The organism is Bacteroides sp. A1C1 (genome assembly GCF_004328515.1).
GTDB lineage: Bacteria > Bacteroidota > Bacteroidia > Bacteroidales > Bacteroidaceae > Bacteroides > Bacteroides uniformis.
Map to the genome: position 1 here is coordinate 3026730 of NZ_CP036491.1, position 14398 is coordinate 3041127.

Annotated in this window: 11 protein-coding genes; 9 read left to right on the forward strand and 2 right to left on the reverse strand. The window is 45.7% G+C overall.

Annotation, left to right across the window (positions count from 1 at the left end):
* The first annotated feature begins 19 nt into the window (after positions 1 to 19).
* The 6 genes from EYA81_RS12200 (at position 20) to ccsA (ending at position 7997) form a co-directional block, all read left to right on the forward strand.
* Positions 20 to 1171: an imelysin family protein gene (locus tag EYA81_RS12200; protein ID WP_117680609.1), complete on the forward strand. Its 1152-nt coding sequence runs from the start codon at positions 20 to 22 to the stop codon at positions 1169 to 1171.
* A gap of 109 nt (positions 1172 to 1280) precedes the next feature.
* Positions 1281 to 2714 (forward strand): di-heme oxidoredictase family protein, encoded by a 1434-nt coding sequence (locus EYA81_RS12205; protein WP_034523352.1) that lies wholly within the window; start codon positions 1281 to 1283, stop codon positions 2712 to 2714.
* A 29-nt stretch (positions 2715 to 2743) separates the two neighbouring features.
* On the forward strand, positions 2744 to 3955 hold the full coding sequence (locus EYA81_RS12210; protein WP_087332953.1) for a porin: 1212 nt from the start codon (positions 2744 to 2746) through the stop codon (positions 3953 to 3955).
* A gap of 24 nt (positions 3956 to 3979) precedes the next feature.
* Positions 3980 to 4696: a hypothetical protein gene (locus EYA81_RS12215; protein WP_008665536.1), complete on the forward strand. Its 717-nt coding sequence runs from the start codon at positions 3980 to 3982 to the stop codon at positions 4694 to 4696.
* A 65-nt stretch (positions 4697 to 4761) separates the two neighbouring features.
* The gene (locus EYA81_RS12220; protein ID WP_005835334.1) at positions 4762 to 5916 is read left to right on the forward strand and encodes a Rid family hydrolase; all 1155 of its coding nucleotides are present in this window, start codon (positions 4762 to 4764) and stop codon (positions 5914 to 5916) included.
* Between the two features lie 29 nt (positions 5917 to 5945).
* Positions 5946 to 7997, forward strand: a complete 2052-nt coding sequence (ccsA, locus tag EYA81_RS12225) for a cytochrome c biogenesis protein CcsA (RefSeq protein ID WP_119962241.1) — start codon at positions 5946 to 5948, stop codon at positions 7995 to 7997.
* 494 nt (positions 7998 to 8491) lie between these two features.
* Here ccsA and EYA81_RS12230 read toward each other — a convergent pair whose 3' ends face one another.
* Together EYA81_RS12230 and EYA81_RS12235 are read right to left on the reverse strand one after the other, a co-directional pair.
* On the reverse strand, positions 8492 to 9106 hold the full coding sequence (locus tag EYA81_RS12230; RefSeq protein ID WP_005835337.1) for a response regulator transcription factor: 615 nt from the start codon (positions 9104 to 9106) through the stop codon (positions 8492 to 8494).
* Positions 9096 to 9800, reverse strand: coding sequence for a hemerythrin domain-containing protein (locus tag EYA81_RS12235; protein ID WP_117599410.1), 705 nt, complete (start codon positions 9798 to 9800; stop codon positions 9096 to 9098). Before EYA81_RS12235 ends, EYA81_RS12230 begins: the two co-directional genes overlap by 11 nt.
* 210 nt (positions 9801 to 10010) lie before the next feature.
* Here EYA81_RS12235 and EYA81_RS12240 point away from each other — a divergent pair, with 210 nt between their 5' ends.
* Genes EYA81_RS12240 through EYA81_RS12250 form a run of 3 tightly spaced genes read left to right on the forward strand, consistent with a single transcriptional unit; the run spans position 10011 to position 14386 of the window.
* Entirely contained in the window at positions 10011 to 10373 is a 363-nt protein-coding gene (locus tag EYA81_RS12240) for a BlaI/MecI/CopY family transcriptional regulator (protein WP_117599411.1), read from the forward strand.
* 29 nt (positions 10374 to 10402) lie between these two features.
* Positions 10403 to 12268, forward strand: coding sequence for a TlpA disulfide reductase family protein (locus EYA81_RS12245; protein ID WP_131225848.1), 1866 nt, complete (start codon positions 10403 to 10405; stop codon positions 12266 to 12268).
* 36 nt (positions 12269 to 12304) lie between these two features.
* Positions 12305 to 14386: a M56 family metallopeptidase gene (locus EYA81_RS12250; RefSeq protein ID WP_131225850.1), complete on the forward strand. Its 2082-nt coding sequence runs from the start codon at positions 12305 to 12307 to the stop codon at positions 14384 to 14386.
* Positions 14387 to 14398: the final 12 nt, after the last annotated feature.

Consider the following 14398-nt stretch of genomic DNA (forward strand, 5'->3'; position numbering starts at 1 on the left):
ATCAATTAATTTTATACAAATGAAGAAAAATTTCTTTTATGCGACAGCTTTGGTATTAGGGCTGGCATTTACGGCTACTGCTTGTAGCGATGATGATGACAACAGTACAGTTAATCCTGCTGACATTGAGTATAATTCGGGGAATGCAGCAAGTTGGCACAACTACATGAGAAATGTGGCGGCTTTGTTGAAGACAGATGCCACCAATCTTTATGATTCTTGGAATACGAGTTATAAGGGTGGGGCAAGTTTTGCAACTTCCTTCAAAGCTCATAATGGTGCCTATAACTTTTCAAGTGCCTGGAACTGTATAGAGCAGGTTATCGACGGTTGTGTTGAAATCTCCAATGAGGTAGGTGAGACGAAGATTGGTGATCCATATAATAAATATATGGCAAACAATGTTACAGAGGCCCTCTATGCTGTTGAGTCATGGTATAGCTGGCATTCCCGTGATGATTATACCAATAATATTTACTCAATCCGCAATGCCTATTACGGCTCTTTGGACGGTAAGGTGAGCGACAAGTCAATTTCAAAATTGGTGGCTGGAGCCAATGCGGAGTTGGATACGAAAGTGTCGGCAGCTATCACTACGGCAGCATCGGCTATTCAGGCTATTCCCCAACCTTTCCGTAATAATATCAACAGTCAGGAAACGGTAGCGGCTATCAAGGCTTGTGAAGAACTGGAAAGTGTATTGGATAAGGAGTTGAAACCTTATATCAGGGACAATAGCACCATTAACAGCAATGAAGCACTTGACCCGATTGTTGAAAATTATGTCAATGTTGTGGTTTTGCCTACCTATAAGGATTTGAAGGAGAAGAATAGTACGCTGTATGACGCTGTGGTGGCTCTTGCCAACAATCCCTCTAACAGTGCTTTTGAGACGGCATGCAATGCTTGGATAACAGCCCGTGAACCTTGGGAGGAAAGTGAGGCGTTCCTATTTGGGCCGGTGGATGAGCTGGGGCTTGACCCGAATATGGATAGTTGGCCTTTGGACCAGAACGCCATTGTCCAGATTCTGAATTCCCAGAAATGGGGCGATTTGGAATGGAGCGAGGGTGATGATGATGCAAAAGTTGAATCTGCCCAAAATGTACGCGGATTCCATACTTTAGAATTCCTGCTTTTCAAGGATGGCAAGCCTCGTACAGTTAAATAAGAATTATTTATAAACAATACTCAAGAAGTAAAGGGGGGGATTTGGAGAATCCTGCCTTTACTTCTTTGGCATGTTTGGATATGCCATTATTAAAAAGTAGATAAAGATGATGAATCATTTAATGAGATATTCATGTCTTCTCCTTTGTTTGTCGGCAGGTTTGACTGCTTGTGATGATGATGGGATTGACGTGTTGGATATAGAGATTCCTGAAGGATACGCTCTGTCTGCCGGAACGTCCACAATCTTCATGAATTCATCCAAGGCCTATGATTCACCGGCAGATTGGGTGTCGGGTGTTTACAACAGTCGCTTTAATGATGGTGACGGGCTTTACGATGATGTGCGTACGAGTAGCAATGGCATGGGAGGGGGGCTTGGCCCAGTCTATGCGGGGTATTCTTGTGGCAGTTGTCATCGTAATGCCGGCCGTACCAAACCGACGCTGTGGAGTGAAGGCGGATCGGGTAGTTACGGGTTTTCCTCGATGCTGGTTTATATAAGCCGCAAGAATGGTGCGTTTTTTCAGGATTATGGCCGTGTTCTCCATGACCAGGCCATTTATGGAGTGAAACCGGAGGGAAAGCTTTCTGTGGAGTATACTTATGAGACTTTTACCTTTCCCGACGGAGAGAAGTATGAACTTTGCAGACCGGCTTATTCCATATCCGAATGGTATGCTGACAGTATAAAGCCTGAAGATATGTTCTGTACGGTGCGTATCCCGTTGAGACATGTCGGTATGGGGCAAATGATGGCTTTGGAACCTACGGAGATTGAAGCGCTTGCTGCAAAAAGTAATTATCCGGAGTATGGTATAAGTGGCCGTTGCAATTACATTACCGAACGTGGTGTGAGAAGCTTGGGGCTGTCGGGAAATAAGGCTCAACATGCGGATTTGACTGTTGAACTTGGTTTTTCAAGTGATATGGGTGTTACCAATAGCCGCTATCCGGAAGAGATATGCGAGGGGCAGGCCCAGGTGAATCAAGGCAGCATGATGGGGCTTTCTTATGCCCAGTTGGATGTTTCTACAGAAGATATGGAAGATGTTGACTTGTATATGCAGAGTCTTGGTGTTCCTGCACGGCGTAATGTGAATGACCCGCAGGTGATAAGGGGAGAACAGAATTTCTATAAAGCCAAGTGCCATCTTTGCCATGTCACCACGTTGCATACCAAGCCTCGGGGCTCCGTGCTGTTGAACGGTACCCGTTTGCCATGGTTGGGAAGTCAGACAATTCACCCCTATTCGGATTTTTTGCTGCATGATATGGGCTCCGAAATTATGGGAGTCGGTCTGAATGATAACTATGTAAGTGGGTTGGCGCGTGGCAATGAATGGCGCACTACTCCGCTTTGGGGTATCGGGCTTCAGGAAAAGGTAAACGGACATACCTACTTCTTGCACGATGGCCGTGCCCGCAATCTTGTTGAAGCCATAATGTGGCATGGGGGAGAGGGAGAAGCATCGAAAAATCTCTTTAAGAACATGAGCAAGGATGACCGTGATGCCCTGATTGCATTTTTAAATTCACTTTAGAACTAATAAGCTTTATATAAAAAGTAATTATGAAGAAATTTTTATATGTCGCCATGCTGGCTGTTTTGCCTTTGACCGCTATGGCGCAACATGAGGAAGATACGGAGAATGGTGTAGTGTCATTGGCCGGAAGAGAAGGTTTTACCATTGAAACAAAGAAAGGTGACTTTGTTTTCAAGCCTTATCTGTTGGTACAAACGAGTGCTAATTTCAATTGGTATGATGATGAAGGCTTGGATAAGGCTTATAACCAAGATAATATTGCCAATTCGGGTTTTTCCATTCCTTATGCCGTACTTGGCTTTACTGGCAAGGCTTTTGGAAAAGTGGCTTTCAATCTGTCCATCAATGCTGCTGCAAGTGGAGGAGCGCTGTTACAGCAGGCGTGGTTCGATGTACAGCTGAAAAAACAATTTGCGATTCGTGTCGGAAAGTTCAAGACTCCATTCTCGCATGCCTATCTGACAACTCTTGGCGAAACACTGCTTCCCCAGTTGCCGGTTTCTCTGACGTCTTCTGTAATTTTGCCTTATTCGTTGAATGCCGTGACGCCTAATATCGGTACGGGATTTGACCTGGGTGTTGAAGTTCACGGTCTGGTGGCAGATAAGTTCGGTTATGAAGTCGGCTTGTTCAATGGAACCGGAGCTTCCGTGAATACAGCTTCAAAGACGATGAGTGATGACTGGCATATCCCTTCATTGCTGTATGCCGGACGTCTGACTTATATGCCCAAGGGGGTGATGCCTTCCACACAAGGTAATCCTAACCGTTTGAACGAGGATAAGATATTATTCGGTCTTTCGGGTTCTATCAATGTGGAGAGTGAAAATGAGAGTACCAATGATACCCGTGTGGGGTTGGAATTTGCTATGTTGAAGAACAAGCTCTATCTGGCGGCTGAAGCTTATTATATGAATGTAGGTTTCACCAAACGGCAAAAGATAAATGAATCGTATAGCTTTTTAGGCGGTTATGTGCAAGGTGGTTACTTTGTCGCTCCCCGCCTACAGCTTGCCGCACGCTACGATATCTTCAATCGTAACGGTACGGATGACGACGGTTTCCTGAATATGCCTGCTGTAGGTATGAACTACTTTTTCAGAGGATGCAACTTGAAATTGCAGGCAATGTATCAGTATGTAGCCCGTTGGGGACACGACACGCAGCTCGACCGTGATAATGATAATTTAGGTCTGGCCACTCACTCTGCCACGGTGATGCTTCAATATACATTCTAAATGAAGTCAGGAAAGGATTCGTCTATGAAAAAATACATTCTTTTCTTTTTTCTGCCCGTGCTTCTTATAGGTCTGCATGCATGCGATGAGGGGAGAATTTATGAGAATGCCGTTGTGGCCACGGGTGAAGGACGCACAGTGAAGATGACAGGCCGGATTAGTGGTGTGGATAAGTGGTCGGGCGACTATAGTGTGGTAGTGGCAGGATTTGATGATGAAAGCGATTATGCCATTGTTTCAAAGGTTGTTCCGGCATCCGAATCGGATAATGATGAAATCCAGTTGACAATGTCCGGCATAACGGATGAGGTGACAACTGTCGAGCTATGTGTAATCAATAAGTTGAGGAAGCGCATTGTCAGTTTGGTGGCAATGGAATGTACTGAAATCGCTGATACTATACTTATGGATGCAGGAACAGTTGATGCAAGTATGTACAATGCCATTCAACAAAAAATATTCAATGCCACTTGTACGGCTTGCCATGGTCTTAGCACCACTCCGGGTGGTGGCTTGAATCTGCTGGAAGGACATAGCCATGCTGATCTGGTCAACCGGGCTTCAACGACGGTGGACGGTAAAATGAGGGTTATGCCCGGTAATGCGTCAGAAAGTGTCTTGCATCTCATATTGGGTACGGACATCAGCTCGGATTGGCGTATAGACCATTCTCAGATGATAACCTCATCTGATATGCAGTCTTTGATTGGCAACTGGATTGACGATGGTGCACAGCCGTAATAATGATGGGCCTTACTGGTAATACCGGTACTTTTTTGAACAACAACGACTAATTGATATTTAATATGAAAAATAAACAACAACAAACTAATCAATTGGAGAATACCTTAACCGAAATCTTTAAATATGAGGTAGAAGCGGGTGTTTCGGAATATCATGTAATGATTCATGCCACCAGACCGGAAGCGACTTATGAAGAACAGCTGAATGCGGTGGTCGACACTTACTGCCAACTGCGTGAAAGTGAACTACAAGGTGCTGTTGCCATCTTTAAACGCTACTTTCTAAGTGACGCCGCCAATCAAGCAGATATGCTACTGGCGCTTTCGGCAGAATGTTCGGATTGTGCACTCTCCGTGGTAGAGCAGCCGCCGTTGAACGGTACAAAGATTGCACTGTGGGTCTATCTGCAGAAAGGTGTGGAAACACAGGTGCTTCATAACGGATTGTTCGAAGTGAGACATGGCGCCTACCGTCACCTTTGGGGAGGCGGCTCTTTCAATCGTGCTGCCAATTCGGAATACCAGACCCGTCTGCTGTTGAATGACTATGTGATGCAGCTGATGGAACAGGGCTGTAAGCTGGCTGATAATTGCATACGTACCTGGTTCTTTGTACAGAACGTGGATGTGAATTATGCCGGAGTGGTGAAGGCGCGTAATGAGGTGTTTGTTACCCAGGACTTGACGGAGAAGACTCATTATATTTCCAGTACCGGTATCGGTGGCCGTCATGCCGACCCAAAAGTGACGGTTCAGATGGATACTTATGCTGTAGATGGTTTGAAATCTGAACAAATTCACTACCTTTACGCACCGACACATCTGAATCCCACATACGAATACGGTGTGAGTTTCGAGCGAGGTACGTATGTGGATTATGGCGACCGTCGCCAGGTGTTTATTTCGGGTACTGCGAGCATCAATAATAAAGGTGAGGTGGTATGTCCCGGAGACATTCGCAAGCAGACGGAACGTATGTGGGAGAATGTGGAGGCTTTGTTGAAAGAGGCTGGCTGTACGTTTGATGATTTAGGACAGATGATTGTTTATCTGCGGGATGTTGCAGACTATACCGTGGTCAAAGGAATGTATGACGAGCGTTTTCCGGATACTCCGAGAGTGTTTGTATATGCTCCCGTATGTCGTCCGGGTTGGCTGATAGAGATGGAATGTATGGGAGTCAAGTCTTTAGAAAACAAGGAGTTTGCTCCATATTGATTTTTTTACTTTTAATTGATAGCTCTTAATTGAAAAAGTTTCTCATAGCTGTTTATGGTTGTTTGCTGCTCTTACTTGCTGCAACTACGTTTGTAGAGCAGACATACAGTACGGATTTTGTAGAAAAGCATGTTTATCATACGATTTGGTTCTGTTGTTTGTGGGGAGCCCTTGCTGCGATGACTGTTGTTGTGCTTGTAAGACAGCGGTTGTGGCGGCGTCTCCCGACGTTGTTGTTGCATGGCTCCTTCCTCGTGATTTTGGCGGGAGCCATGACTACGTTTCTTTGTGGCCGAAAAGGATATGTGCATCTTACTGTCGGCAGTGAGGTGAACTGCTTTTTGGAACAAGACGGCAGGCAGGTTGTAGAGTTACCGTTCACCTTACGTCTGGACAGTTTCCGGATTGAGTACTATCCGGGTACGGATGCTCCTGCAGATTATATCAGCTATATTCACGGTGAGACGCCCGTCTCCATGAACCGTATTCTTTCACGGCAGGGGTTCCGCTTTTATCAGTCTTCCTTTGATGAGGATATGCAGGGGAGCTGGCTGACAGTGAATTATGACCCGTGGGGGATAGGGGTTACCTATAGTGGATACCTCTTGTTAGGTGTCTCCATGCTCTGGATGCTGGTCAGCCGGGGTGGAGAGTTCCGCAGGCTGCTGAGGCATCCGTTGTTGAAGAAGGGAGGAATGTTTGTTCTATTGTTGCTGTGTCTGGGAAGTGGGGTACATGCGCAGAAGAGAAGCCTTCCGGCACTGGCACGCAAGCAGGCGGATAGTCTCGCCCGTAAGCAGGTGATTTATAATGACCGTGTGGTTCCTTTCAATACCCTTGCGCGCGATTTTGTACTGAAACTGACGGGAAAACCGTCTTATGGAGGCATGACGCCGGAGCAGGTGATTGGTGGATGGCTTCTGCGTCCGGAAGTTTGGCAGAATGAGCCGATGATTTATATCAAAAACGAGGCACTCCGTCGCCTGCTTCATTTGGAGACACCCTATGCATGTCTGGCTGATTTGTTCGACGGTGAGAAGTATCGCTTGCAGAAGTTCTGGAAGGGGAAGCAAGACCATCATCAGAAAATGACTTCTCTGGAAAAGGCCATTGTAGAGGCGGATGAAAAGGTGGGACTGATTTTGATGCTCCAAAATGGTACATTGATTCGTCCTTTGCCGGAAGACGGGAGTGTGGAGCCTGTTTCCGATACTAAAATACAAGCCGAATTGCTGTATAACCGTATTCCTTTCAGCAAATTACTGTTCATGTTCAACCTTACGGTGGGGATGCTGGCTTTCTTCCGTCTGCTGTATCGCGGCCTGCGTCGTTCGTCGGCATTGTCAGACTCTTCCGGTAGGATTGTAGCGCTCTCTTTCTCTTCGCGTTTGGCAGATACTTTTTTCCCGTTTTCTCTTTATGCGGCGTTTCTCTTTCAGCTCTTCGGGTATGGCCTGAGGTGGTACATCGGTGGGCGAATACCGTTGGGCAACGGATACGAAACGATGCAGTTCATGGCATTGTGTGCGCTGTTCCTGGCTTGTCTGTTTCGGCGGCGCTTCCCGTTTATGGTGCCTTTCGGCTTTTTGCTGTCCGGTTTTGCCTTGCTAGTGTCTTATTTGGGACAGATGAATCCCCAAATCACTCCCTTGATGCCCGTGCTTGTTTCTCCATGGCTCAGTACGCATGTGTCGTTGATAATGATGTCTTATGCTTTGTTTGCCTTTATGATGCTGAACGGCATACTGGCATTGTGTCTTCGCCGTTCAGCCCGGATGTTGATGCTGCTCGGCCGATTGCTGCTTTATCCTGCCGTTTTCTTTTTGGGAGCCGGTATTTTTCTGGGTGCGGTTTGGGCCAATGCTTCTTGGGGGCGATATTGGGCTTGGGACCCGAAGGAAGTATGGGCGCTGATTACCTTTATGGTTTATGGAGCGGCGTTCCATGCGCGCAGCCTGCGCATTTTCCGCAGGCCGTTATTCTTCCACATCTATATGATTGTCGCTTTTCTGACAGTCCTGATGACCTATTTTGGGGTGAACTACATCCTTGGAGGAATGCATAGCTATGCCAATGCTTGATTTGCGGGTGGTTCTACCTATTTATAATGACTGGCTTTTTTCATTATACCTAATTTGAGCGATTGCGTACTGTCTGCCGATGCCTTATCTTTGCAACATCAGATTTGAATGAATTAGTTAGTCATAATTACGTAACCACTTTTATGAAGATAAAAGGATCCCCACTTTCCGATGTGATATCGTGAAGTGGGGATTTGTGTATGGCGTGGCGGATACTGTGGGCAAGGTTGGTTAAGGCTACTTGTCAGACTGCTTGAGTCATAGCATGGGGAGGGCTGACATAGGGGATGAGCTTTGTCTTCAGCCTGAAGATGCACATCTCTATGCTGAAGATATACATCTTTACGCTAAAGATGTATATCGCCAGTCACAAGATAAACCTTAATCAATAGCCAGAGGCCTTTTCCCGTATGGGGGAGAATACTTTTGCAAGGGATTCATCCGTTTTTTCCCTATAGGCCGTAGTGGGTAGGGAAACAGTTGCCGGAAGAACCTTATAGAGAGTCCTTGATGTCTCCCAATTCCACTAGCTTGTTCACAATAGCGTAGATGGTAAGCCCTGCCGGAGAATGTATCTGCAGTTTGCGTGCAATGTTACGGCGATGGGTAATGACAGTATGAATGGAGAGGTAGAGTTTGTCGGCGATGGCTTTGTTGGTCATGCCCTTCACAACGCAGGTGATGATTTCTTTTTCGCGCTGGCTCAGGGTTTCTTGTTCGCTGTCTTTTTCCTCTTCCTCCTCGGTGTGCAGCAAGTGGTTGATTTTGGAGGTGATGACATCTATGTCATCGCACATGGCGAAGTTCTCGTCATATTCCTTCAATATGTTGTTGTCGATGACGGAGCATACCATAGCAATGTACTTGATGCCGGATTTTCCGTGTTCTGCCTTGAAGGCGGGCAGGTCGAACCAGCCACCGAAAGTGGGGTTGATGATGATAATGTCTGCCGGATGCATGTGAATGTAGTTTTGCAGCGATTCCGGAGAAGAAACTTCAATAGGGTGTGCATTCAAGTTGGGAATACGCTTCAAAACAGCCGTCAGACCACTTCGGATGATGACCGAAGTTTCTGCAATGACAATCTTCAAAGAAGTATTATTGTTCATTTTTCAGTTTCCTTTCTATTTGCGCTACGGCGGGAACAAACATATAATCTTCTACCTGGCAGTGGGTGGCAAGGTCTTGTTCGCAGTTGAATATATCGAACAAGACCGCATTCAGGAGATTGTTGTTCTCCTTTTCCGGGTAGTATTTGATGATGATGTTCTTCAGTTCTTTCAGTTTGGTGTCTATCTGATTATGTTTGCTGGCAAAAGTGGCGATGTTGTATTCGTCCGATAGTCTGCCCTGGAGCAAGTGCTCTACGTAGGTGAATACGGCCTGGTTTTCATATTCCATGTGGCGGCGTACCTCCTTGGCATATTCATCGAAGAACTTCAGGATGAGGTAGGCTACATCGTTTGTACTGGAACAATCGATGGCTTCGATGAGTTTGCGGCGGATGGCCGGCAGGTTGAAGTCGAGGAAATACGTGTGGGCACGCTTCAGATAATCCATAAGGGCGGGAATGGAAAAGTCACTTTCATTGCCGCTGTAAGAGTATTGTTCTTCGCTGATAAAGTTGGCTACGGCGAGGAATGTGGGGCAATCTACGCCTTGCGCTTCGCAGACGTCCTTCACGTTCTTGTCTCCGAATCCTAATGACAGTCCGAAGCGGCTCATCACCATTAATAAGGAGTAATTGTCACAGATGAGGTCGCTCATTTTGTCCGTGGAGCGGTACTTATGTTGCTCATTCATTGTGTGTTATTGTTTTTAATTCTTTAATTCGTGCGCAAAGTAACGGCTTTTATCCGAGAACTGCAATCACTATTAGTAGGTATTTTGCTTGTCGGGAGATGGTTGGAGAGTGGTGTTTGCTGGATAAACTAAAAGCTTTAGTTTTATTTAACGAGAGAAATTAGTTTTTGAACTAAATAATTTAGTTATTTGCGGAAAACAAAGAATGTTATGAAAGGATTGACTGCAAAAGAAGAAGAAATCATGGGCTTTTTCTGGGGAAAAGGACCCTTGTTTGTGAAGGAAATGCTGGCATTCTATGAAGAGCCGAAACCCCATTTCAATACTTTGTCCACCATTGTGAGGGGATTGGAGGATAAGGGATTCCTAAGCCATCATGCATATGGTAACACCTATCAGTATTATGCGGTGGTCAGCGAGGAGGATTTTCGCAAGCGGACACTGAAGAATGTTATCAGTAAATATTTCAATAATTCCTATCTCAGTGCAGTGTCGTCTTTGGTGAGGGAAGAAGATATATCTTTGGAAGAACTGAAACTGTTGATACAAGAGGTGGAAAAGGGAAAGGATTGAGGTAATTGAAAATCTAATAACTCTTGCTTATGAAAAACATCGGATTGGTTTGTTGGTTGCTGGTGAGTATTTGCTGCGGATTGCAAGCAAAGAAAATTGTAAAGACTCCCTATTTCATGGCTTGTAATACGCGTAGCATCGAAGTGGAGCGAGTGATACTTGGAGAAGACACGACTTGGCTGGATGTGAAGATATACGGTATGCAGGGTGATAAGGTCAGGATAGATTCGGCAGCCGTATTGCAGGCATCCGGAAAGCATTATGAATATTGGGGGGATACCGGTTTTTCCAGAGGGGAATGGACAAGTATTCCTGCTTCCGGTGAAATGACCGCTACTTTGAAGTTTAGGCCGCTTCCGATGGACACCGAGAGTTTTGACTTTCTGGAGATGCCTGGCAGTGATGAGGGATGGATAATCTACGGCATACAGCTCAACGGGCAGAAGCCTCAGGTGGATATTCCCGAAAGGCTACTGGACAAGAAGCCGGATGAAGTTTTACCCTTGCCCGCACCGGAACTGAATGCAGGAAAGGCTGTCATAAAAGGACGGATATTAGGGTATAAGCCGGAATATGGAGTGACGTTACGCTACTATGGCTCGCCTTGGTTCTTTATGTATTTCACCGGCAAGGACTTGGAGATTGCGGAGGATGGCACGTTCCGCTATGAGACGGAGGTGCTGTTGCCAAGCGGTGCTGCGTTGTGGATATCCCGTTCGAAGATAGAATTGTTCCTTGTGCCGGGTGGAGAACTGGATATTACAATCAATCTGCCCGAAATATTCTATTCGCAGAGCCGTCTTTTAAGCAGGAAAAGCGATGGGGAAGTGGAGAACCGCGTCTGGTTTGAAGGAGACTATGCCGGACTGAACACCGAGTTGTTGCGGTTCGGTGAAATGAAAAGCTTATCGGAAGCTGATGATTTTTATTCCGATATTTGTGGGATGACTCCGCAGGCATATAAGAAATATCTGTTCAGGCATTATGAAGATATGCTGGAGGAACTTGTGAAAAACAAGGATATGAGTCAGGCTTGCCGCACCTATATCCGGTCAAATCTGGATATGAATCTATTCAGCCTTATCTATAATTACAAGAGCAACCTTAGTTATGCCCCGATGCTTTCGGGCAGGAAGGGTGTGAAAAGGGCGGACATGACGGTGGACAGCACCTCATACTTCAAGGAAATACTGCAACTAGATATTCTGCATTCTCCCGCGCAGAAGTATTATGACTTTTATACGGATTTTGTGCGGACTGCTACCGGAGAACTTCGTGACAGGTTTGTGCAGGACACCCTTTGGCCGGACATGCTTCTTGCCAGGCGTGCTTCCCGTAATCTGAGCAAGTACATGCCTTTGACTGAGGAAGAGCATCGGACGGTAGACAGCATTGCTTCTCCCGACCTCAGGCAATTGTTCCTGATGAGAAACGAGAGGATTGAGGCTGAATTGAAGGCCGGGATGGAAGCTGCTAAGGGCAAGACCGGATATACGGTTGTTGAAGTAGGAAAGGAGATAGCGGCAGATAGCTTATTGAAAGTTATTACCCGTCCTTATCGTGGTAAGATGGTATTGGTCGATATGTGGAACACCTGGTGCGGTCCTTGTATGCGGGCAATGAAAAGTCTGAAACCTTTGAAGGAAGAGTTGAAAGAGGTGGTCTATTTATACATTGCGGATGAATCATCTCCTGAAGGGAAATGGAAATTGAGGATACCGGATATACACGGCATCCATTGCCGCATCAGCAATGAGCAAAGTACAGCATTGGCAAAGTTGTATGAATATCCGGGCATCCCGACCTATTTCGTAGTGAACCGTGAAGGAGATGTCTCCTACAAAGTAACCGGATTCCCCGGAGTGGAGATGCTACGGAATGAACTGACTAAGTAGCTGTAAATAGTAAATCGTTAAATAGTAAATAACTCCATGGGTCTGTTTTTTGTTTATATACTCAAATCATCCGTTTGTCTGGCGGTATTCTATCTGTTTTATCGCTTGCTGCTGGCACGTGATACATTTCATCGTTTCAACCGGTTTGCGTTGCTGGGCATTTTGTTGTTGTCGTGCCTGCTGCCTTTGGTTGAGGTAAGTGTAAGGCAAGAGACTGAAGTGCATCAGACCATGCTGACATTGGAACAGTTGTTGATGATGGCAGATGCAATGAATGCTACTGAAACCGGAATAACGGCTGAGGCGGCAACGGTCACCTGGATACAGGTGGCGTTGTTGGTTTATCTGGCAGGAATCATTTTCTTTGCTCTCCGCAATGCTTGTTCGTTGGTGCGGTTGCTGATGTTGCTGAAAGCGGGTAAGAAAGAAAGTGTCGGCAATTACTTGCCGGGCAGGAAAGAGCGCGTTACTTTGATTGTACACAACTGTGACATCGCTCCGTTCAGTTGGATGGGATATATTGTCATTCCACGGAAAGACTTGGAGGAGAACGGACGGGAAATCCTTATCCACGAGCTTGCCCATATTCATAACCGCCATTCCTGGGACTTGCTGGTGGCTGATGTCTGCATTTTCTTTCAGTGGTTCAATCCGGCATCATGGCTCCTGAAGCAGGAATTGCAGAATATCCATGAGTTTGAAGCGGATGAAACGGTGATAAAGGAGGGTGTGGATGCAAAACAGTATCAACTATTATTAATAAAAAAAGCTGTCGGCACAAGGCTCTACTCTATGGCCAACAGCTTTAATCACAGTAAACTTAAAAAACGTATCACTATGATGTTAAAAGAAAAATCAAGTCCGTGGGCACGTTTGAAGTATCTTTATGTACTTCCGGTAGCTGCCATTGCAGTGACAACTTTTGCCCGTCCAGAAGTCTCCGATAAGGTTGAGGAGATTTCAAGTGTCAAAGTTAACGATTTGGCTGCAATTGTAGAAACAAAAGTGGTGGAAAGTGTAGGAGACACAACGAAACCTGCCGATGTGAAGTATGTACCTACGGAAGTCCGCAAGCAGTTGAAGGGAACTCCGGTCTTTGAACTGGTAGAGGAGATGCCGGAATTTCCCGGAGGTGGAATGAGTGCTCTTATGGGTTATCTGAAAGACAATATGCGCTATCCGGCATCTGCCAAAGAGAAAGGTACGCAAGGGCGTGTGACTGTCCAATTTGTGGTGGATAAAGATGGAAGTATCAAGGAACCGAAACTTCTCCGTTCTGTAGATAAGGATATGGATGCTGAAGCGTTGCGTTTGATAAGTAATATGCCGAAGTGGAAACCGGGGAGACAGAAGGGGCAGCCGGTGGCGGTGAAATATACGGTTCCGGTGATGTTCAGTTTGGATGATGACAAACTTGAGAAAACTTCTTCTGCCAATGGTATTACAGTTGAAGGATATGCAGGTAATGGGAAAGAACCACTGTATATTGTGGATGGAAAAGAGGTGACACCATCTGTCATGAGTGCATTGGATCCTGATAAGATAGAGCGTGTAACGGTTTTGAAAGATAAATCTGCCACGGAATTATATGGAGAAAAGGGAAAGAATGGTGTTCTTTTGATAACCCTGAAACAAGGAACTCCAGGTATAGTTATCCGTCGGGATAAAGAGGTGACAGAGAACGCTAAAGTACAGCATAACGGTAGTCTTGATTTAACGAAGACTATTTATATTGATGGAGAAAAGGTTGATTTGGGTACTAAAACTATCGATGATTTAATACCTGCGGAGAATATTGAGAGCATTGAGGTGAAGAAAGAGGCAGGTGGAAAAGGTGAGATTTACATTGCTACTAAAAAAACTAAAGCTGTAGAAAAGACTTCCGTTCAAGGTAATATGAAAGTGGAAGGCAAAGTGGTGGATGAGCAGGGCGAGCCTATTATTGGTGCGGCTGTTCTGATAGAAGGTACCACTACGGGAAGCGTTACCGATGTCAATGGTAATTTTGTCCTTTCTGTTCCTTCTAAGGATGCTGTATTGGTTGCTTCGTATATAGGCATGGCTACCAGCAAAGTGAAGGCGCAATCCAAGCTTACGATTACACTAAAAAATGAATAGTCTCTAACAACT

What these genes read in the sequence shown, in the direction of transcription:
- EYA81_RS12205 (WP_034523352.1), top strand. Translation starts at nt 1,281, where the DNA reads ATGAATCATTTAATGAGATATTCATGTCTTCTCCTTTGTTTGTCGGCA.
- EYA81_RS12210 (WP_087332953.1), top strand. Translation starts at nt 2,744, where the DNA reads ATGAAGAAATTTTTATATGTCGCCATGCTGGCTGTTTTGCCTTTGACC.
- EYA81_RS12245 (WP_131225848.1), top strand. Translation starts at nt 10,403, where the DNA reads ATGAAAAACATCGGATTGGTTTGTTGGTTGCTGGTGAGTATTTGCTGC.
- EYA81_RS12215 (WP_008665536.1), top strand. Translation starts at nt 3,980, where the DNA reads ATGAAAAAATACATTCTTTTCTTTTTTCTGCCCGTGCTTCTTATAGGT.
- EYA81_RS12250 (WP_131225850.1), top strand. Translation starts at nt 12,305, where the DNA reads ATGGGTCTGTTTTTTGTTTATATACTCAAATCATCCGTTTGTCTGGCG.
- EYA81_RS12240 (WP_117599411.1), top strand. Translation starts at nt 10,011, where the DNA reads ATGAAAGGATTGACTGCAAAAGAAGAAGAAATCATGGGCTTTTTCTGG.
- EYA81_RS12220 (WP_005835334.1), top strand. Translation starts at nt 4,762, where the DNA reads ATGAAAAATAAACAACAACAAACTAATCAATTGGAGAATACCTTAACC.
- EYA81_RS12200 (WP_117680609.1), top strand. Translation starts at nt 20, where the DNA reads ATGAAGAAAAATTTCTTTTATGCGACAGCTTTGGTATTAGGGCTGGCA.
- EYA81_RS12230 (WP_005835337.1), bottom strand. Translation starts at nt 9,106, where the DNA reads ATGAACAATAATACTTCTTTGAAGATTGTCATTGCAGAAACTTCGGTC.
- EYA81_RS12235 (WP_117599410.1), bottom strand. Translation starts at nt 9,800, where the DNA reads ATGAATGAGCAACATAAGTACCGCTCCACGGACAAAATGAGCGACCTC.